19 protein-coding genes are annotated in these 20,363 nt (G+C 31.2%); 9 read left to right on the top strand and 10 right to left on the bottom strand.

Translation table 11 applies throughout. The annotated features are described in order from the left end of the window. Window positions 1–571: 571 nt before the first annotated feature. Complete coding sequence (locus tag AW729_RS01065) at window positions 572–877, top strand: nucleotidyltransferase domain-containing protein (RefSeq protein ID WP_112123337.1); 306 nt, start codon at window positions 572–574, stop codon at window positions 875–877. Continuing rightward, window positions 870–1,226, top strand: coding sequence for a HEPN domain-containing protein (locus AW729_RS01060; RefSeq protein ID WP_162685706.1), 357 nt, complete (start codon window positions 870–872; stop codon window positions 1,224–1,226). The genes AW729_RS01065 and AW729_RS01060 overlap by 8 nt, the downstream gene beginning before the upstream one ends. Before the next feature lie 1,036 nt (window positions 1,227–2,262). On the opposite strand, the gene AW729_RS01055 is transcribed toward AW729_RS01060, so the two are convergent. The 5 genes from AW729_RS01055 to AW729_RS01035 form a co-directional block, all read right to left on the bottom strand. After that, window positions 2,263–2,709 carry a hypothetical protein gene (locus AW729_RS01055; RefSeq protein ID WP_112123335.1) on the bottom strand — a complete coding sequence of 149 codons (447 nt, stop codon included), beginning with the start codon at window positions 2,707–2,709 and terminating at the stop codon, window positions 2,263–2,265. Window positions 2,710–3,141: 432 nt separating this feature from the next. Further along, entirely contained in the window at window positions 3,142–3,780 is a 639-nt protein-coding gene (locus AW729_RS01050) for an IS200/IS605 family accessory protein TnpB-related protein (protein WP_162685705.1), read from the bottom strand. Continuing rightward, window positions 3,762–4,481, bottom strand: a complete 720-nt coding sequence (locus AW729_RS01045; RefSeq protein WP_112123333.1) for a hypothetical protein — start codon at window positions 4,479–4,481, stop codon at window positions 3,762–3,764. The genes AW729_RS01050 and AW729_RS01045 overlap by 19 nt, the downstream gene beginning before the upstream one ends. 347 nt (window positions 4,482–4,828) lie before the next feature. Beyond that, window positions 4,829–5,461 (bottom strand): HAD family hydrolase, encoded by a 633-nt coding sequence (locus tag AW729_RS01040; protein ID WP_112123332.1) that lies wholly within the window; start codon window positions 5,459–5,461, stop codon window positions 4,829–4,831. Continuing rightward, window positions 5,439–6,086: an HAD family hydrolase gene (locus AW729_RS01035; RefSeq protein WP_112123331.1), complete on the bottom strand. Its 648-nt coding sequence runs from the start codon at window positions 6,084–6,086 to the stop codon at window positions 5,439–5,441. The genes AW729_RS01040 and AW729_RS01035 overlap by 23 nt, the downstream gene beginning before the upstream one ends. A 492-nt stretch (window positions 6,087–6,578) precedes the next feature. Between AW729_RS01035 and AW729_RS01030 the strand changes: the two genes are divergently transcribed. From AW729_RS01030 to AW729_RS01020, 3 genes are all read left to right on the top strand, one after another. After that, window positions 6,579–7,802, top strand: coding sequence for a nucleotide sugar dehydrogenase (locus AW729_RS01030; protein ID WP_112123330.1), 1,224 nt, complete (start codon window positions 6,579–6,581; stop codon window positions 7,800–7,802). A 431-nt stretch (window positions 7,803–8,233) separates the two neighbouring features. Next, the gene (locus AW729_RS01025) at window positions 8,234–8,860 is read left to right on the top strand and encodes a stage II sporulation protein M (protein ID WP_112123329.1); all 627 of its coding nucleotides are present in this window, start codon (window positions 8,234–8,236) and stop codon (window positions 8,858–8,860) included. Between the two features lie 222 nt (window positions 8,861–9,082). Next, complete coding sequence (locus AW729_RS01020) at window positions 9,083–9,382, top strand: STAS domain-containing protein (RefSeq protein ID WP_112123328.1); 300 nt, start codon at window positions 9,083–9,085, stop codon at window positions 9,380–9,382. Window positions 9,383–9,406: 24 nt separating this feature from the next. Here AW729_RS01020 and AW729_RS01015 read toward each other — a convergent pair whose 3' ends face one another. Both AW729_RS01015 and AW729_RS01010 read right to left on the bottom strand, forming a co-directional pair. Then, a complete protein-coding gene (locus tag AW729_RS01015) occupies window positions 9,407–10,045 on the bottom strand; it encodes a 4'-phosphopantetheinyl transferase superfamily protein (RefSeq protein ID WP_112123327.1) in 639 nt (212 codons plus the stop codon). 378 nt (window positions 10,046–10,423) lie between these two features. Beyond that, window positions 10,424–11,152, bottom strand: a complete 729-nt coding sequence (locus AW729_RS01010) for a hypothetical protein (protein ID WP_112123326.1) — start codon at window positions 11,150–11,152, stop codon at window positions 10,424–10,426. A gap of 294 nt (window positions 11,153–11,446) precedes the next feature. On the opposite strand from AW729_RS01010, the gene AW729_RS01005 reads away from it, so the two are divergent. The 4 genes from AW729_RS01005 to AW729_RS11735 all read left to right on the top strand — a co-directional run bounded on the left by AW729_RS01005 (window position 11,447) and on the right by AW729_RS11735 (window position 18,526). Continuing rightward, complete coding sequence (locus AW729_RS01005; protein ID WP_112123325.1) at window positions 11,447–12,457, top strand: DUF4013 domain-containing protein; 1,011 nt, start codon at window positions 11,447–11,449, stop codon at window positions 12,455–12,457. A 627-nt stretch (window positions 12,458–13,084) separates the two neighbouring features. Then, window positions 13,085–14,695: a BCCT family transporter gene (locus tag AW729_RS01000; protein ID WP_112123324.1), complete on the top strand. Its 1,611-nt coding sequence runs from the start codon at window positions 13,085–13,087 to the stop codon at window positions 14,693–14,695. Between the two features lie 255 nt (window positions 14,696–14,950). Next, window positions 14,951–17,665, top strand: coding sequence for a right-handed parallel beta-helix repeat-containing protein (locus AW729_RS00995; protein WP_112123323.1), 2,715 nt, complete (start codon window positions 14,951–14,953; stop codon window positions 17,663–17,665). Window positions 17,666–18,433: 768 nt separating this feature from the next. Continuing rightward, window positions 18,434–18,526, top strand: a complete 93-nt coding sequence (locus AW729_RS11735; protein WP_394339576.1) for a hypothetical protein — start codon at window positions 18,434–18,436, stop codon at window positions 18,524–18,526. 60 nt (window positions 18,527–18,586) lie between these two features. On the opposite strand, the gene AW729_RS00985 is transcribed toward AW729_RS11735, so the two are convergent. The 3 genes from AW729_RS00985 to AW729_RS00975 all read right to left on the bottom strand — a co-directional run bounded on the left by AW729_RS00985 (window position 18,587) and on the right by AW729_RS00975 (window position 20,025). Further along, complete coding sequence (locus AW729_RS00985; RefSeq protein ID WP_112123322.1) at window positions 18,587–18,976, bottom strand: type II toxin-antitoxin system VapC family toxin; 390 nt, start codon at window positions 18,974–18,976, stop codon at window positions 18,587–18,589. Window positions 18,977–18,979: 3 nt separating this feature from the next. Further along, window positions 18,980–19,210, bottom strand: a complete 231-nt coding sequence (locus AW729_RS00980) for an AbrB/MazE/SpoVT family DNA-binding domain-containing protein (protein ID WP_112123321.1) — start codon at window positions 19,208–19,210, stop codon at window positions 18,980–18,982. A 491-nt stretch (window positions 19,211–19,701) separates the two neighbouring features. Further along, the gene (locus AW729_RS00975) at window positions 19,702–20,025 is read right to left on the bottom strand and encodes a hypothetical protein (protein ID WP_112123320.1); all 324 of its coding nucleotides are present in this window, start codon (window positions 20,023–20,025) and stop codon (window positions 19,702–19,704) included. Window positions 20,026–20,363 lie beyond the last annotated feature (338 nt).

Here is a 20,363-nt window from a genome sequence, read left to right as displayed (position 1 = left end):
TAAGAAATGTGTTATTTATTTATATAACGATAATTTTAGTGATGAGTTATATAATTACCGCAAGCAGACAAAATTTAAGAGAAGAATTATAGTATATAGATTTTGATACATTTACTGGTAGTGTTTTAACTTCTTTTTCATAACAACACATAAATATTTCTATCAATAATATACATAAGGATGTTTTAAAATTTTTTGGGGGGTTCGCCAAAATCCAAATTTTCAAAAAGAAATAGGATTTATGTTGTTTCTTGAGAAGTTTAAACATGTTTTAGAAAAAATATTATTATAATTTTGGTGAAGTCCCTTATAAAAAAAAATTATATTAGGACTAAAAAATTACAATGCAAAAAAAGAGGAAAATGGGATATGAAATTAATAATGAATATATCAGAATTCAATTGGAATATAAAAACTAACCAATGAGTAAAAACACGATATAATATGTTAATAACCTCTTTAGAAATTAATAACTATTATAATGTCAATACCTATGACTAAAAATATTGAGTTACTGTTTAAATATTTATAGTATATAATACATAATAGTTTATAAAGAGAGTGATTTTTTATGAAGAATAGAATTGAAATTGCTCAAGAATTTGCCGATAAAATCAAAAACAAATACATTAAAAAAATAATCCTCTTCGGATCAGTCGCAAGAGGAGAAGACAATGACGATTCAGATATAGATATACTGATTATTTCCAACAACAGAGAAATAATAGAAGATAAAATATCTGATGAAAAATACAATATTATAACAAAATATAGGGAATTAATTTCAGCACATATAATTACTGAAAAGCATTACGAAGAAACAAAAAATTATTCATTTATAACTAATGTGATAAGGGATGGGATTATACTTGGATAAACAAGAAATAAAGGATTATAGAATTAAAGCACAACGAAAACTTGATTCTGGAAAGTTATTATATGAAAATGAATATTACAGTGATTCAATTACTCAATTTTTTTATGCCATGCTTTTAACAGCAAATGCGTTATTGCTTACTAAAAACTATGAAAGTAACAAACAAAAGGGAATACTTGATGGATTTAATCAATATTTTGTTCTAGAAGAAGGTTTTAATTTAGATATCTATAAAAAGTTTGCTGGAACTCAAGATCTCAGACAAGAAGTCGATTATAATGCAAGAGATTATATAACTAAAGAACTGGCAAAAAATAAAATGGAAGAATGTGAGAAATTCATCGCATAATGTGATAAATATTTTTGATTAAAAATCATATTTAACTAATATTCTCTTTTTTTAAATCAAATAAAATGATATTCATTTAAATTAAATCATTGATGATATGGATTTAATTCATTGCAACAATTAACTGCATAATCATTGGTTTAAAAATTACTTTTTATAAAATTTATAAATTTTCCAGATTATTCAAACTACATTTAATTTTTGATACCAGCCATTTAAGATTCTATTGTTTTATTTCTATAGGCTGTTTTAAAAAATTTATATAAAAAATTATAAACAGGATAAATTTACAAATGTGGAAAAAATAGAATTGAAATTGGAGATAACCCTATTTATTCATTATTAATATTTTACTCCTCATAATCTTGTCGTACAATATACAAATATACGACAAAACAACACAAAACACACCACCAAAAATAAACAAAACAACAACAATATCAAAAATACATTAAACAAAAAGAATTAAAACATGAAAAAAAATAAAAACAAAAATAATATTTTTTTCCAATCAAAATAAACAAATCACCAAAAACATGCCCAACAGCATAAATCATAGGAAAAAAAATACATGACATATAACTATAAAAGAACAAAAAAATATTAATGAATCTGACTTAATAAATAAACACGTTCCTCCTATCTTCCCATATTTGCATAAGCTTAAAAAAGTAACTATAAATCAAATCAGTTATTTATAGAAGAAATATTAAAAAAAATAGCATTAAAGAACAAGTATTTATACCATCATAATTGTTGCACACAAATCCGCTACTTTAAATAATTAAATATACATCTAACATTGACCACTATTAATATTTAATTACTGCATTGATAATATAATCATTAACAGCCAGTATATTATAGATTAATATGAATACATCATGAATAATTAATCATAAAATTAATTATTTAAAATGGAATTATCAAATGAGTTAATGGTTAAAAAATAATCAATTCATAAACATGGTAATTAAACATAGGACAACCAACATATTATCCTAAAAAAAGAGAAAAAGAAATATAAATGGTTTTTTTAAGTTAAAGAACGAATAATGCCTATTGCCGGATTATCATCATCGGAAGGAATTGGTTTATTTTCATCAATAACCAATCCTATAATATAATTCTTATTATTTTTCTTAAAAGTATAGAACATACAGTTATAACCACTGCTTTTATAATTCTGCTGATTTACTTTAATATTGTCAACGGTAATATTCTTCTCATCGACAAAGTTATAACCATTCTTTATTCGATTTTCCTTAGCCTTAGCAGGATTCTTAATGGAACCTTCAAAGATGCTTATTACATTATCTTCGTTATACATTACCATCTGATTATCTTTCTCCATAAGCGTATATCCTTCTGGAATAATGAATGAAGACTTGCCATAAACAATTGTATCATCAGCATAAATAGCTGAAACACTTAACAAGGCCAATAATATAATACCGACAAGAAATATGGACTTGAATTTCATTTTAATCAAACACTCCCATCAAATTAATTTAAAAAGATTTGATATAATAATAAATTATGTTCTAAGGAATATAAAAACTTTTCAATACGTGTTGCTATAATTTATATTTATGGAATGAGACTTGGCCAAAAGTATTTTAAAACAAAAAAAAGTATTACTCATATAAGTCAAGAAGAAAAAAAAACTTCCATAAACATATATTTTATAATACAACCATTTTTTTCACCTTAAAGCAAGTAAACAATAAACAGTACAACCTTTCTTTCTTTTATTATAAAAGATTTAAAACCCAGAAACAATCATACTGCATGGAATACTCTCTTTTGCCTTTGTTCAAATCAAATAACGACAAACATATGATAATAACAATAATGACAATAAGGGATAAACATTTTTTTTATACCGCACCTATTATATATCTGGATGTCTTGGTTATAATTTGATTTTATACGGAGTAGTCTGGACCCACTTACACAATAGCTCAAAATTGAACCTATGCTTACATTTTCTTATAATATTGGCTGCAGCGTTTACATCTGCGTTAATAATTTTTCCATTTTGTGTTTCGTATAATCCACGTTGGACTCTATTGCCCTTAAATTCATATTTAACTTTATCTTCCTTCTTTTTATCCCCCTTATTTTCAGCGTCTTTTTTTTCTTGGTATTCTGGTAGTATATCTTCATCTAGGAAGCTACTTTGGCTTGTGTATGATTCTTCCTGTATTATCAGGTCTATTTCGTGTATTTGGCATCGTGTTTCTAGTTTTTGTTTGAATTGTTTGAATGCTATGTGTGAAAATATTTGGTTTTGTTTTTTTCCCATATTGGTCTTGTGCTGGAAATTATTGTTGTATCCAAGCACAATTGTACCTACATCTTGTTGTTTGCATTTTTTTATGATGAAGTTTACTGTTTGGTTGAGGAAGTTGTCTTGTATGTTTTTGAATTTTTGGTTTATTTTTCGGATTCTATTGGATGTTTTACGTCCTTGCTTATCAAGAATTGATTGGTAGTGTGCTGTTTTCTTACATTTGAAGTATATTTGATTTTTTAATTTTCTCCCGTCCACAATTGCACGTGAGGCCCTTCGGTTGTAACAATTGTTGCAAAATTATTTACACCAGGATCAATACCCATAATTTTATCCTTATCCAAATCCAGTGGCTCTTTTTCAGCTTCATAAGTGAAATTTGCCTTAAACATCTTTCCATTATTTATAGGAATAATTTCCACTTGAATAATCTTTTTATCTCGTATATTCTCAGGAATTTTTATTCTAGGTCTACAATTCTTTGATTCCAAAAGTTTCTTATACTCCCTACTTAATGGTAATTCTATAAAACCCTCCCTTAGCTTCTTTTTAGAAGAAGTAATAGATTCTTTCGGAATTATGATATTATGTAATCGATAATTCTCATGTTTTTTAGGCGGATTAACCTTTCGATCATATTCACCATCAATTTTTTTATTTTTCAACTCAACATAGCCATTGAATGATTCAACATGCTTTTTTATAGTAGTATTAGCTAACTGAGCCTGAATAAAAGAATATTCCATCTTAAATTCCTCTTTGACCTTGCTAATTATTGATTTAAAATTTATTTTCTTAAAATGCTTTCTGTCAGTAGATTTAACAAATGGCGTCTTTTCCACAGCACAATTTCTCAAAAAGTTAAGTTTCAAGGAAATATCCACCAAAACATTATATTGTTTCTTAGTAAGACCACGAATAAGAATACTTTGAGTTAATAAAACACAATCATCAGACATAATCTCTCTTAGTTCACCTCCCCTATAATCACTGAATAAACATAATCACATAATATCTAACAAAATGTTCCCCAATAAACATTCATAACAGTCCCCCATTATAAAGACATAACATATTACATGATTATATTATTATATTATTCATAGATACTATATAAATAAAATGCGAGCATCTGATAAGTATTCAAAGGGGAGTCATGATAAGTATTAATAATATAATTATTTTAAATTTTAACTAAAACAGATGCTAATAAATGTAAGCGTATAAAAGTATTACTCAAGAGTGAAAAAACATAATTTATGCCAACACTCGGAATATATAAAAACCATGAATTTTAATCAGTACCCTAATATGATAGGAAATCCAGTATTTCATAAACCGTGTCTATAATCTTCAACGGATAGCTGTCATTGTATGCCAGGCTATTTCCCTGACCATATGATACAAGCACCATGTCAATGCCGCTTGCTTTTGCAGCATCTATATCAGCCGTCTTATCACCAAAGTACAGTACCTTATCCTTGGCTATTCCCGCATCCATGATTATCCTGTTTAACCTGTAAGGGTCAGGCTTATTCGGAAGTCCCTTTATTTCACCGGAAACATAAGCGAATTCAACCCCAACAAAGAACTCGTCAACCATTTGCTTTAGATTATCCTCATCCCTGTTGGAACATATTGCAAGAGTTATGCCCTCCTTTTGCAGTCTTTTAAGCACTTCCAGGACACCATCATATAGGAAGGTGTTATGCTGTGGACTGTCCTTATAGTTGATGGTAAAGGCGTCCATGAATTCATCTTCAAATCCCTCCACTTGTTTATGCAGAAATTCCCTGAATACTTGATAGTCCAGGCCCTCCAATTCCATGTCAAATGTTGGAAGATTAAATTGTTTGAGGGTTATGTTGAAGTATTTGATTGAATCACGATAGCTGTCAATCAGTGTTCCATCAAAGTCAAATATGTATAATTCCTTCATTGATTAGCTCCATTATCTCTTCCGGTTTATCTATCACTCTTAATGGGTATGTACTGGCATAGTCCTCGGGACTTCCCTGCCCGTATGTTACAAGTACAAGGTCAACTCCGGCATTCTCTGCTACCTTGATATCGGCGTCCTTATCTCCGAAGTATATTACCTCACTTTTTTCTGCACCTTCACTTTCTATTATCTGATTTAACCTGAACGGATCAGGCTTATCTGGCACACCTCTTCTGAAACCGGATATATACTTGAAATCTATGTCCTTGAAAAATCTCTTTGTCAGCTTTTTTACAACCTTTTCATCACGATTGGAACATATTGCAAGAATTACGCCCAATTGCTGAAGTTTACACAGTACGTCGGTCATGCCATCAAATGCCTTGGTATTATCCAGCGGGTGATTTGCAAATACCTCTATGTATCTTGAATATACCTGCGTTTTTTTCCCTGCATTGTTGTCATTGAGATATTTTCTAAATGTGGGATAATGCATGGTCCTATAGTCAGCCTCGTAGGGTGCTATGTTAAATTCCACCAGTACCTGATTGACGCAATTAAATGAATCCTCTATCGTATCCAGTATCATACCGTCCAAGTCGAATATAAATAATCGTTTCATATTATTATATTTTGTAGTTGAAAATATAATACTTTTAACATGTGACAGTATAGGATTAGAAAAAAATCGGATTGCTAAAAATTATAACATTACGGCATTTGCTTTTTGTGGATTAATATTACCCATTTATGACAAAAGCCGTATAATCCGCAATATTGTTTTATTCAAAAAGTTTTTTAAAGAAGAAAAAATAGACTATTAATAGATTATTTAAGAAAACCTTCTAATGTTTACTTGAATATTTTCAGTTCGAAATTTATAACCTAAACGATTGAAGTAAATAGCATAAAACACTGGATTTGAATTTTCAGGGATTAGACATGAATTGTTCATAGGATGTCGGACAACAAACTGTCATGTCCATCCGTCAGAACACTGGATTTATTGTCATTAACCAGTGCCAATAAGATTAATTCCAAAGTCTTTTTCTGAAAAAATTTAAAGAATGAAATAAAATTTTAAAAAAAAACATATAAATAGGAGATTATTTGAATGAAAATTACAGTTGCAGGTGTAGGATATGTGGGACTTTCACTTGCTGTTTTACTAGCTCAAAAACATGACGTAACAGCAATTACAACAACAGAATCAAAGGCGGAGATGCTGAATCAGTTCATCAGTCCCATACAGGATGATGAGATAGAAAGATTTTTCAAAGAGGCACGTGAAGGAAAACGCGAATTGAATCTGCATACGACAACCGATAAAGAATCCGCATACAAGAATGCCGAGCTTGTCATTATTGCTACGCCTACAAATTATGATGATGTCTATAACTTCTTTGACACATCAGCCGTGGAGGATGCCATCGAATGGACCCTTAAGGTAAATCCGGATGTGCTGATGGTTATAAAGTCCACAATACCCGTAGGATATACCGAGTCCGTCCGTCAAAAGTATGGAGTGGACAATATCATATTCAGTCCGGAATTCCTTCGTGAATCCAAGGCACTCTATGACAATCTTCATCCAAGCCGTATAGTTGTCGGATGTGATGACAACCAGAAAGAGGAAGGACAGATGTTCGCTGATTTACTGTTGGAGGGAGCCATAGAAGAACAGCAAAGAGCTGCTTCACCTGAAGAGGACATACCTGTACTTTTGGCAAATATCACAGAGGCCGAGGCCATCAAGCTATTTGCCAACACTTTCCTTGCTGTAAGGGTAAGTTACTTTAATGAACTTGACACTTATGCCCAGACAAAGGGTCTTGACACGCAGATGATTATAGATGGTGTTTGTATGGATCCTCGTATCGGCGGTCATTACAACAATCCCTCATTCGGATATGGAGGGTACTGTTTGCCTAAGGATACAAAACAGCTTTTGGCCAATTATAAGGATGTTCCACAGACCATGATTGAGGCTGTTGTAAATTCCAACTCAGTACGTAAGGATTTCATTGCCGATCAGATTATCTCAAAAAATCCAAATACCGTAGGGGTTTATAGGCTTACCATGAAAAGTAACAGTGATAATTTCCGTGCATCTGCTATTCAAGGCGTTATGAAGCGTATAAAGGCAAAGGGAATCCCTGTAATTGTATATGAACCAACATTGGAGGATGGAAGTGAATTCTTCCGGTCGGAAGTTGTCAATGACATTGAACGTTTCAAGCGTGAAAGTGATGTTATCCTAGCAAACAGGTTCGACGCGGATATCCTGGGGGATGTTGTGGATAAGGTTTATACCAGGGATCTTTTTAGAAGGGACTGAAGTAAATTGTTTAGCTTTCAATAAATGTGATTGAATATCCCATTAATCACCCCCATTTTATTATTTTAGAATTAATCATTATCTTTTTTTTAGGATATGTGAGCATATCCCATATTTTCTAGATAAAATAGTTATGTTCATGGATTTACCCGTTAAGGAAAAAACGGATACTTTTAAATATTTTACATAACAAGATAATATTATGTAATGGTTAATCGTTTATTAACATATTTGGCAACAGTATACCAACTACGTTAATTATCGAATAATAAGCAAATATTAGGATTGATAAAACATTATTCTATGGATGAATCATGATACATTGTAAATTTTTCCAACCAGTTACCTTCTTAAAGAGTTAAAAAATAGTGTTTAATCCAATAAAGCAATTATCTGTAAGATAAAATGATTAAAAGTGGTGAAAAAATAATATGTCATTAAATCTAAGGGAAATATTTGATACGAATTATTTGAAAGGTTATTTTAATAGAAACAAAAGAATATTCCTTATAAGCATAATACTCTTTATCGTTTTAGGATTCATTGGAACCATGACCAATTCGAATACAATGAATTTTGATGGAACTAAGAATATCTCTGTTATTCAATCCCATGGCAATAACGAAGCATATAAAGACTCATCCATTGCAGGTTTTATAGTCCTATTCATACACAACTTCATCAATGATTTTACAACCATCATCGGAGGATTATTCCTGTTTATCCCATCATTATACATATCCTTCATCAATGCTACGAATATGATAACATTATTCGTCAAGGGAAATCCGATATTATTGCTGTTGGGCGTTATCCCTCATGGAATATTTGAAATACCATCCAGTATTTTTGCCATGGCCGGAGGATTGATGTTATTTATTAGTGAAATTAGGGTTATCAAGGCAATAATTACGAGAAGTGGTGTTAGAAAGGCAATTGATGACTGTAACGAACTGATTAAGGATGCAATCATAAGTACTGAAATCGTGTTTGTATTGCTTCTTATAGCAGCATTTATAGAAACATTCATTACACCTGCATTATTGAATATGATTTAACTTTTCTTTTAAACCTTTTTTTTATTTTTGAATTTTCGAGATTATCTTAAAAATATATATTATTTGCCATTTGATTGAAGGTACAAATACCCTATAAAAATAAACTATAATAATATATTCAATCATATATTTATATAAAATAGAACTATGAATATCAGTATAAATACATACTGAATTAAACAGTAATTGTCAAAATGTATTATAAAATGAGTAGGTAGTATTATGAAAGTTTTAAAAGAGTATGATGATAAAAAATTAACCGTTAAGATTGAAGAGAATATTGATACTGTGACTGCACCTGACTTTGAAAATGAATTAATGGATGAATTCGGAAAATTTGATTCATTAATATTAGATTGTGAAAAGCTAGAATATATCTCCAGTTCCGGATTACGTGTACTCGTGATGGTACAGAAGAAATTACAACCTCAAAACATACCGTTTACAATTATCAACTGTTCATCATCCATACGTGAAATATTGACCATGTCCGGTTTTGATAAGATACTTGACATACAATAAAGAAGAATATTAAAAAAAAGATTATTAATGATATAACTCACTTATATCATATTCCCTAATTTTATTTGTGCATTGATTTGATGCAAATGCCAGTTTATAATTATCCACATCAAACAAGTTGAATTTTATATTGTTTTTATCATCCTTAAGTTTTATATCATCATTTTCCATGATTATTTCAAAGGAGTCAAGACTTAAGTGAAATCCCAGTCCTGTATATTTCATGTAGCTTTCCTTAAGAACCCAGTATTTGAAGAATTCATTTGAAGGATTTTCCGATTCGATTATTCTTTTGTATTCACTGTTAAAAAAGTAGTGTTTTGCTATGTTCAAGTCAATCTCGCAATCGTTGTATTCTATATCCACACCTATGGGAGTGTCGGCTATTGCACATGCTACATATTTGCCGCTGTGTGATAGGTTAAAGTGGATATTCGGGTAATTGCTGATGTAGGCTTTTCCATATTTTTTTGTTTTGAATATGGCATCTGTGATGTTTATCTCATCCAATAGTTTTTTTAAGAGAAGGTATGCACCACAACTTAGTTTTTTATCCTTATCAAATCGGTATCTTGAAATCTTTTTTTGCCTATCGGGTGATGTAAAAGGATAAGCCTTTTTCAAATCCAGTTTCTTGACATTGGAATATGCAATCTTTATCATTTTTTTATGACCTTCAAGTAAGTTACTAAAAAGAAATTATTTTATCATTGATTAGTTGTATGTCCGATTAGGTATGTATACTCATTATCTTCTAATCAAAGTATTTTTTTTTAGAAAATATATATGATAGTTATATTATACTAAATTAAAATAATTTATCCGTATTTAATGGATTTAAAAAAATCACAATCCCCCAAAAAAGTAGTTGTTATCTTCATCAGATAATTCGGATTGTTAAAAAATGAACTCCCAGTAAAGATGTTCATTAAAAACCGTAACCGAACATAACATATAATTTAATCCCCTATTTATTACTATTTTTGGATACTAATTTAATCAAAATCAATTGTCGTTATAAAAATAAGAAAAAGAAAAGGTTTAAACATATATAGCCTTACCTGTTCCAACCTCTTCATATCGATTACCATACTCAGTTAAACCTGTCCTTCTTGCTTTAGTTGTTTTTCCACCAGTACCCGGTATAACAACATCATACACTTCATCATCGGTATACTTTGATTTTGAACTACTTGATGCTTTAGTGTTAGAACTTGTGGTTTTCTTTGCAGTTGTCTTCTTGGTTTGGGTATATGTCTGTGAATCAGTATCATTAGACGTGTCGTTAGTAATATTTTTTAGATTAATTGTCACATTACCTTGTGGCTTTATCTCGGTTTTGTTAATGCTTTTTACAAGATGAGTTATGGAATCCAGGTTATTGCTTGTTATTTCTATTATCTGATAGTCGTTTACATCAAAGTAGGTGTAGTTACCACTATCATTGCGTAGTGTTATGTTATTGTATGTGCAGTTTTGTCCCTTGTCCGAGTTTAATTGTTCTGTTATCTCCAATGCTCCCGTATAGTTTGATTCGTTGACATTGTTTATTGCATAGGATTTGATTGTAATGTTGTCCTTCTTATCATCATATATTTTAAAATTGTCATTTACGCTTGTAATATTCACGTCACTCTTAGGTACTTCCAATTTATATCCATTGACATCAATAGTCTCATATTGAGGTGTTAATGCTATATATGCACCTATTGTAGCCAGCAATGCGATTATTACAATTGCTATCATGAGTAATTTGATATTTTGTCTCATAGTATCTACCTCTAATTATTGTTTTATTATAGGATGTATTTATTAATGTATGTAAACAATTGGAGTTATAATATTGGAAATAATTAAAATCAAATCGATTAAATAGGCGAATTATCTATTGACATATAACCTCGCCTATAAAAAAAAATGGCAAATGAGGATGATAATACAATATGCAAGAAATAATTAGTTGATTTCTTCTTGAAACATAACGGGATTCTAAGAAAAGTAAAATATATAAAGTTATAAATTACAAAGCATTAATTATCAACAATTATATAGGAGGAAAAAGTTATGGACCTTGAAGATATTGTTAAAGATGCTATATATTATCCTATAAATGATACAAATAGATTCATAAGACTTGCAATACCTAATATTATACTTGGATTGCTCATAGGATTAATAACCCTGCTGGGTATGGGTTATTTACTCCAACCTAATAATATTTCAGATTTAATTTACATGACTACAGGGTTATCTGTTATTTTACTACTTGTAGTTCTTATAGTGGTTGCTCTGTTAGATTCAGGTATTTCATTGGATGTTATCAAAAATACCATTAATCATAATAACAGTTTACCAGAACTTGACGTGAAAAATGATTTGGTTATGGGTTTTAAAAGTTTTATTACCATATTAATCTATGTTCTCATACCTATTGTAATATACCTTGTTGTAGTATTCTTATTTGCTGCTTTAATGAGTAACGCAAGTGAATCTGCAATTGCTGTAATAGTAGTTATTATTACAATAGTATTTTATGTAGTAATATTTATCATTTCATTATTGATGCCTGTAATTCTAGGTACGCTGGCTAGAACAAATAGTATAAGCCAATCATTGCAGATAGATAATATCTGGAATATAGCTAAACAGATAGGATTGTTAAATTTATTCATAATGGCATTAATTATAGCAGTTTGTGGTTTTATAGTGTCATTATTAGGTAGTTTTGTTTCATTTATTCCGGTTATTGGTAACATCATTACTATCGGATTTTTATACACGTATCTAATGTTATTCAGTGCAAGATGTAATGGATTACTCTTTAACAAACAGTTTGAAAGACAAAATCAATACCAGCAATACAACCAGCAGAACTATGATAATCAACAGTATAATCAGGAAGCAAATTATTATCCGCAGGATAATCAAATGCAAAACAATCAACAAGAAAGTAATCCATTGGACTATGGCAATCAGAATTCATCCAATCAGGTGCCTACAAAAACCTGTATTGCATGTGGATTTGCAAACCCAGAGGATGCAAAACATTGTGGAAACTGTGGAAAGCAGTTATAGGAGGATGATTAAATCCTTCTACCTTACCCCCCAAATCTAGTTATAGGTAAGAATTTCTCAAACAAAATGTTTATTCAACACTCACATTATTTTTCTTAAAAACAATCCAAACATTTGAAATGAAATCATTTATCCAATTTATATATCATCTTTTTCAAAAGCAAATAAATGAATAACAAATAAGTTAATGTTTGAAAAAACAGGGATTTCAAAAAATATTATTGTTTTTCAACATAACTCTTCAATAATGCCATTGAAGAAATACTTTGAATTATAGGAATAGTTAAAATTTTTTAAAAAATATCTGCATATATGGATTCAGTTTTCATCATATATGACAAGCCCGTTAAAGATATATATCCATTCATTAAAAAAACTCTTCACACATCCATTTTTTTTTACATAAAAAGAATGTAGACGACGTTTTAGATTAAATCAATTATCATAGACTATTTATTAGATGTTATTCAAATAGACTATTATAGAAGACACTATGAATATTTTCCAATTTTTATAGTGATTTCATATGTTTATTCATAATCAAGTAATAAATTTTAATCACTATTTCAATTCGAATACGTTTTATGCTTAAAAAAAAAGGCAGTGTATAATATATAATACATTCCAATGGGAGAGGGTAACATTAAACAGACAGACAACATTAATAAACCGGTTCTATGGCTGGCAGTCATACCGTTCCTGTTTATAATGATTTTAGCAGTGACATTTCCAGAATCTTTCAGACAAACGACCACATTTATCAGGGAATTTCTGGGAATACACTTCGGATGGTTTTATCTGATGGTAGTATTCCTGTGTGTGGTAATAAGCATAGTTGTAATATTTCATCCTATGGGTAAGATTCGGCTGGGAGATCCTGATTCAAAGCCGGAATATTCAACATTTTCATGGATAGCCATGCTGTTTTCGGCAGGTATGGGTATAGGATTGGTATTTTATGGAGCTACCGAGCCATTATCCCTTTATGCGGTAAGTGCACCTGAAGCAAGCCTTTATTCACAGCAGGCAATGCTTGATGCATTGAAATATTCATTTTTCCATTATGGAATTTCCGCATGGGCAGTCTATGGTATGGTTGCATTGGCCATAGCATACTTCAAATACAGGAAAAAGGAAGTTCCCAATATATCATCGACTTTAAAGCCATTGTTCGGTAAGTATACTGAAGGAAAATTAGGTTACGTAGTTGATGCCCTTACCATATTTGCAACCGTTGTGGGTGTTGCAACATCACTAGGTTTGGGTGCTGTTCAAATTAACAGTGGATTGAATTATTTGTTTGGAGTAATCCAGTCAATTAATGTCCAAATCATAATCATAGCAATAGCAACAGTCCTGTTCTTATCATCGGCTGTTTCGGGAATAAACAGGGGAGTTAAAATTTTATCCAATACAAACATTCTACTGGCTATTCTGCTGATGTTGATTGCCCTATCAATAGGTCCATCATTGGATATTGCAAATTTCTTTATTGAAAGCATTGGTGCTTACATGAATGACTTTATCCGTTTGAGTTTCAGAACTGCCGCATCAGGTACTTTAGCCCAACAGGATTGGGTCCAAACCTGGACGGTTTATTACTGGGCATGGTGGATTTCATGGTCTCCGTTTGTAGGAGTATTCATTGCAAACATATCAAAGGGAAGAACCATCAGGGAATTTCTAACATATATCTTACTGGTACCCTCACTGTTTTCATTCATATGGTTTTCAGTATTCGGAACACTGGCAATGGATATAGCAACACCCGGAAATCCAATCATCGGCATGTCTGTTGATCAGATGCTTTTTGGAGTATTCAACCAATACCCGTTATCCATTATATTATCGGTTATAGCAATAATATTGGTCATCATATACTTTATAACATCGGCTGACTCGGCTACGGTAGTGCTGGCAATATTATCCGAGAACGGAAATGAAAATGCATCAAACAGGACCAAGATTATTTGGGGAGTGATACTGGCAAGTATTGCAACGATACTTCTTATAAATGGTGGACTGGATGCACTTCAGAACATACTTATAATCACGGCATTTCCATTTTCAATTATACTGGCACTGATAGTGGTTTCGGTATTCAGGGAACTTATATATGAGAAGGATGAAATGGGATTGACCGTAAAGGCAAAAACGCATCCTACCAAGGACAACCCGTTCAAGTCATACGAGGATAACCTTTCAGAAGATGAGGATGTCCCTTCAGAAGATGGATAGTAAACCCCATCATTTTTACTTTTTTTAAATTATTTAACTTTACATTACACGACATGTAATCTTCTAAAAACATAAGCCGTGTAGATTAATATTTAATCTTAAAAAACGAATTAAACTCTTTTTAGTAAATAATATTATAATGTAAAAACGGAATCCTTATTTTCCTAATCAAATAGTATAAAATTAATATCAAAAGGAACATAATAATAATCATACTTTCAATAATAACAAAAAGACAATGGAGGAAAGTATAAAATGAGGAATGTTAATAAGATAACATTACTTCTATTATTGCTCGTATTTATAATGGGAGTTGTAAGTGCTACTGACAACAGCACAGCAATTAGTGACGATACAAGTCCCGTAGACAGTACGGACAGTAGTGAAGTAGCAAATCATAACCCAATAGTAAAGGATGATAAGAGCATTAAACAAGCACAAAACAAGGAGATAATAGTAAACCAGAGGACAGGTAATGACACGACCGGACTTGGTACAAGCGACAAGCCATACCGTTCACTCCAGAAGGCCATAAGCGTATCAGCGGATAATGACAAGATCGTCCTATCCGGAGATAAGTATGTTCTTGCAGCAACAACACAGGACATATTCTACAAGAACATTACCATCACATCAAATGATAAGACCGTTCTTACAAGAGAATCAAAGGCAATGGATGACAGCCACGTATTCCAAGTAGCAAACGGACATAGAGTAACCTTCTCTGATATAACCTTTGACAGGATGAGCGTCAAATCAATCATTTCAAACCATGGAAATCTAAGTATCAAAAACTGTGTGTTTAAAAACTCAAACGTAATCAAATACACGGGCGATTATTATGCAATAATAAACAACTATCAAAACATGATTGTAGACAACTGTAGCTTTATAAACATCAAGGGAAACACAGGATCTGCATTATACAACAGACAGACATTAACCGTGTCAAACAGTAACTTCCAATCCAACAATGCAAAAAACGGCAGTGCAATCTACAACATCGGAACCCTGATAGTCAGGAATTCAAAAATAACCGATAACACGGCAACAGATAGTGGGGCAATATACAATCAGAAGGAATTAACAGTAACAGATACAATATTTAAAAACAATGAAGCACGCGCCAGTGCGGCAATACTTAACCTGCAGAAGGCCACCATCAACAACTGTGAATTCAACAACAACTACGCCGAAGGCCATGGAATTATAATTTATAACAGGGCCAATCAAGCAGAACTATCCATTGCAAATTCATTGATAACCAACAACAAATTCTTTGAAGATTCACTGATAGCAAACAATTACAAGACAACCATAAACAACTGTTCAATAACAGATAATGCATGTGGAGACGCCATAATATACAACAAGGGTACCCTGACAATCGTCAATTCCAAAACGTACAATAATGAAGTGCTCGGCTGGGGTGGAATAATTCAAAGCGAAGGAAGCCTGACAGCTACAAACAACCTGTTTAAAAAGAGCCTCGGAGCATACAAGGGTGGTGCAATATGCCTGTATAACAGTGCAAACACGGTCATCTCAAGCAACGTATTCGAGTCAAACAATGCCAATGAATATGATGGATATGGAGGAGCAATATCAATAGAAAATGCCAAAAATACCACCATAAGACTTAACACATTCAACAATAACCTTGCAAACATTGGAGGAGCAATATATATCAACAGTTCATCAGTTGATGTATGCTATAATAAATTCATTAAAAACAGGGCAGAAAGCGGTTCGGCAATATACAATGACGGCAACAATTTCAAAATCAGATACAATAACTTCACGGCCAACCCATCCAGTGATGTAGGTTACAACGTCAACAACTATGGCAGAGGCGTAACCTCAAGCGGTAACGTCAACTACTATGGAACCAGGTATCCATCCACGATAGAAAATAACGGAAACAATGGTGTAATTACAAACAACAGATTTGAAGATAGCCTTAAAGCTGTAAGTACGACCACAACAGTTCAAGCGGTAAGCGGATTTATAGGTGACAGGATTACCCTTAAGGCGACCGTGAAGGACAATGCCAACACCAACGTTGAGGGTGGTAATGTAATCTTCAAGCTAAACGGCGTTACAATCAAAGATAACGGCAAGCTTACCGGTTCAAACAATCCGCTTAAGGTATACGTGTCAAATGGGGTTGCTACAACCACTATAACAGCCGATATAAGCATGAAAAGTATCTCACAGATAACAGCCAGCTATGTCGGATCAACACTTTATGCCAAATCCGATAGCGGTCAGGCAAAAGCACAGATTAAGCCAAGAACTGCCATGATAGTAGTATCAAGTAACGTTAAAACTATAAAGCAGGGACAGACATTAATACTTAAAGCACAGATTTATGACACAACCGGCGGTACACGAAGTACCAATATCGTCAAATATGCGGATGAATTCGTCTACTTCAAGGTAAACGGTATCACATTAAAGGACTCCAAAGGCAACATGCTTAAGGCAAAAATAGTAAATGGCGTTGCAACTTTAAACTACATTGTACCGCTTGGATTATCCGGTGTAACCGACGGCAAGACCATGACACCTAAGAATCATAGCATACTGGCAGGTTTCTACAACAAGAATTATGTCGAGGACATAAGAAACACATCCACTTTCCAGGTTGAAAGGTCAAATATCACCATAACGATAGCAAATGCCACGGTAAACAACAAGACACACAAACTGTCACTTACTGCTACCATCAAGGATTATCTAGGCAACATTGTGGCAGGTCCCAACAAGTGCGTGGTTAAAATAAATGGTGTAAGCCTTAAAAATGCTACTCAGCCATTATATTTCTATTCAACCAATGGTATCCTGAAGATTAACAACATTGACATACCTGCATACAATAACTATAAGACAATCGAGATAGTAACACAGGACAGACTGGCATATAAAAGCCAGCGTAACACTACCACTACTATCAGAGTGGCAAATTAACTTATCCCCCCATTTTTTACCCTTTTTTTGGTATTCTGATAATGTGAAACACTCCTAAATATATCATATCTTGTTTATGATACTTATTCCATAATTAATTGTTTGTTCATCATTTTAATTGAAATAATTATTGTCTTATTATTTGCTTGTTCTTTTAGTTTCCAGGATACGTATTTTTAATATCTTTAGTAGTGTCGATAAGATAGTATATACTGGGTGATATTGTATTGTAAACAGTAAAATCATCAGGAGTATCTGAATAAATATTTAACACATATACAGGCATATAACAGTTAGAAGAACACATTTAAATATTTTGTACATACAAATCAGTATTGTTCCCACAAACATATATCCTATTTTGAACCCACAAAACCAAAACGTTCCCACAAAAAACTGTAAATAGCAAAAAGGATAGAGAACATGCAAATCTATCCAAAAAAATATTAAATTATAGTATATTAGCAAACTAAAATGATAAATTTTATTACTTCTTTTAAGATATTATTAGATACGGCAGGAAAAACTAAAATCAATGTATTAAACGTTACAACAAAAATGATACTACCGACAAATTAGCAGATAAAATTAGAAAAAACTGTAAAAACCAACTGTTGAGCAATATAACTAAAAGAAGAAACAAAGATGGACAAATAATAGAACTGCTATTACATGAATTTAAAAATCAAAAGAAATTAAAAGCTTAAAAAACCATAAAAATTAGTTTTAGATAATTTTAAACCACATAAATCCAAATTCATAGCAAGAATTGCAAAAATATTAAATATTGATTTAACTTTTTTATCCATCCGTTCACCACATTTAAATCCAATTGAACAAGTATGGAGACTAATTAAATAAGAATTAAATGAGAACGAAATTAAAGACAATACTTGTTGCATAAGAAAGAGAAAGGATCTGTTAATGAATTCGTACAATTCCTTCTACTTTATCAAAATCATCATCAAATGAAACTATTTCAGTTATTCCTCTTTTTTTCATAATAAGTATAGCTAAACAGTCGGCTAAAGCTAATGTACCATCATATTTAAGTACACACTGCATTGCAGTATTTATTTCATTAAATGTTGGAAAATATATTTCAAAATTATCAATCAATGTATCATATAATAATTTAGCTTCTTTACCTTTTTTTCGACTTCCTATACTTGTTACAGCTTCAGACAACATTAATATTGGCATTACTTTTTCATCGTTATCTACTCTGGATGCTAATTCTACTGCCCTTTTATGATTTTTTTCTTTATTATTCATTAAAGCTATCATATAATTGCTATCAACCAGTATCATTTGTTATAATTCTCCTTTTGATGCTTTTTCACAGGATTCTACAGCATCCAACTCTTCATCACTTATTATCCCTATTAAATCCATCATTGACTTCTTTTTATGTGGAATTAATTCAATATTCATATTTTCATTAATTTTCCATTCAATGTTATCAACTTCACTAATGTTTAATTCACGACGAATAACACGTGGAATAGTTATTTTATAACCTTTACTTATTTTTGTCATTACCATAACACATACCCACCTATACTTTAATTACTTATATTATATAATTCCAACTATTTAAAAATTATTATTAAAAAAAATTATATTAAAATAATAATAACAAAAAATAAAAAGTACTGTTATGAGGATAATAACAATATATACAAAGATAGTTACAAATACTAAGAAACTATATGACAATTATACACCTTAATATTTAGTGAAAAATAGCATTTAAATTAAAAAAAACAAGTCAAAATTTTTACTTATACTGGAAATAAAGTTTTGTTTGTTGGATTGAATTTCGAACACTCTATTATATTAAAAAAAATGATAATTAAATACAAGAAGATAAATAAAAAGATAATATAAAATATTAATAGATTTAAATTAAAAATTAGAAAGATAATAATAAAATTTTCTGTGGATAATCGGGATGATTATGTTAAACTCTCATAATTGCCTCACACACTATTAAAAATCAAAAAAAAGAGGGGAATGAATTAATAAAAGAATTATTATTCTATATTAATATTTTCCTTGAAAGTGTTTGTCTGATTTTCATTATCAGTGAATTCTACCTTGATTTCATGATTTCCACTTAACAAATCAAGTAGGTTGTAGATTAGTTGTGATAGGTCGTCTGTTGTTGTAGCGTTGAAGACTAGTTTTCCATCAATGTAGACAAGTAGGTGTCCATTTGTGAAGTTTTGGTTGAATATCTGGTTTAGTACTCCAAGGGTTAGTTGGTTGTTTGTTATTGGTATTTCTTTGTTGTTGCTTGTTATTATGGTTTTTTTATTTGGACTTTTGATAGGATTTATTGAAACTATTTTTATCATACCTCTTATAATATGAGGTTTTATTGTATAATCTGCATTTCCACCATAGTCTAAATATGAATTGTTTTCATAGGTGTTATTGTCCCATCCACTGAATAAACTGTAATATGGTCCTTCGACACATACGCTTTGGCCTGTTTTTGCCTGGTTATTTGTGAATATGTTGTTTGAGTATCTGAAAAACTTACCATTAGAGTATAGTGCTGCTCCTTTATCAGCGGCATAGATAAATCATATACTCCTAGACAGACATGCATTTTTAGAGCAGTTTTCAATCCAATATAGAATCATATATCAATTAAATTAGAGTATACAGTTAAATAACCAATATAACATAT

Source organism: Methanosphaera sp. BMS, assembly GCF_003268005.1.
Classification (GTDB): domain Archaea; phylum Methanobacteriota; class Methanobacteria; order Methanobacteriales; family Methanobacteriaceae; genus Methanosphaera.
Note: the sequence above shows the minus strand (reverse complement) of the source record. Positions and strands in the feature narration are given on the sequence as shown.

Coding starts and splice junctions, on each gene's coding strand:
- AW729_RS00980 (WP_112123321.1), bottom strand. CDS start 19,210: ATGGTAATGACAAAAATAAGTAAAGGTTATAAAATAACTATTCCACGT.
- AW729_RS01030 (WP_112123330.1), top strand. CDS start 6,579: ATGAAAATTACAGTTGCAGGTGTAGGATATGTGGGACTTTCACTTGCT.
- AW729_RS01055 (WP_112123335.1), bottom strand. CDS start 2,709: ATGAAATTCAAGTCCATATTTCTTGTCGGTATTATATTATTGGCCTTG.
- AW729_RS00975 (WP_112123320.1), bottom strand. CDS start 20,025: ATGATAAAAATAGTTTCAATAAATCCTATCAAAAGTCCAAATAAAAAA.
- AW729_RS01000 (WP_112123324.1), top strand. CDS start 13,085: ATGGGAGAGGGTAACATTAAACAGACAGACAACATTAATAAACCGGTT.
- AW729_RS00995 (WP_112123323.1), top strand. CDS start 14,951: ATGAGGAATGTTAATAAGATAACATTACTTCTATTATTGCTCGTATTT.
- AW729_RS01035 (WP_112123331.1), bottom strand. CDS start 6,086: ATGAAACGATTATTTATATTCGACTTGGACGGTATGATACTGGATACG.
- AW729_RS01015 (WP_112123327.1), bottom strand. CDS start 10,045: ATGATAAAGATTGCATATTCCAATGTCAAGAAACTGGATTTGAAAAAG.
- AW729_RS01065 (WP_112123337.1), top strand. CDS start 572: ATGAAGAATAGAATTGAAATTGCTCAAGAATTTGCCGATAAAATCAAA.
- AW729_RS00985 (WP_112123322.1), bottom strand. CDS start 18,976: ATGATACTGGTTGATAGCAATTATATGATAGCTTTAATGAATAATAAA.
- AW729_RS01010 (WP_112123326.1), bottom strand. CDS start 11,152: ATGAGACAAAATATCAAATTACTCATGATAGCAATTGTAATAATCGCA.
- AW729_RS01040 (WP_112123332.1), bottom strand. CDS start 5,461: ATGAAGGAATTATACATATTTGACTTTGATGGAACACTGATTGACAGC.
- AW729_RS01005 (WP_112123325.1), top strand. CDS start 11,447: ATGGACCTTGAAGATATTGTTAAAGATGCTATATATTATCCTATAAAT.
- AW729_RS01020 (WP_112123328.1), top strand. CDS start 9,083: ATGAAAGTTTTAAAAGAGTATGATGATAAAAAATTAACCGTTAAGATT.
- AW729_RS01045 (WP_112123333.1), bottom strand. CDS start 4,481: ATGTCTGATGATTGTGTTTTATTAACTCAAAGTATTCTTATTCGTGGT.
- AW729_RS01025 (WP_112123329.1), top strand. CDS start 8,234: ATGTCATTAAATCTAAGGGAAATATTTGATACGAATTATTTGAAAGGT.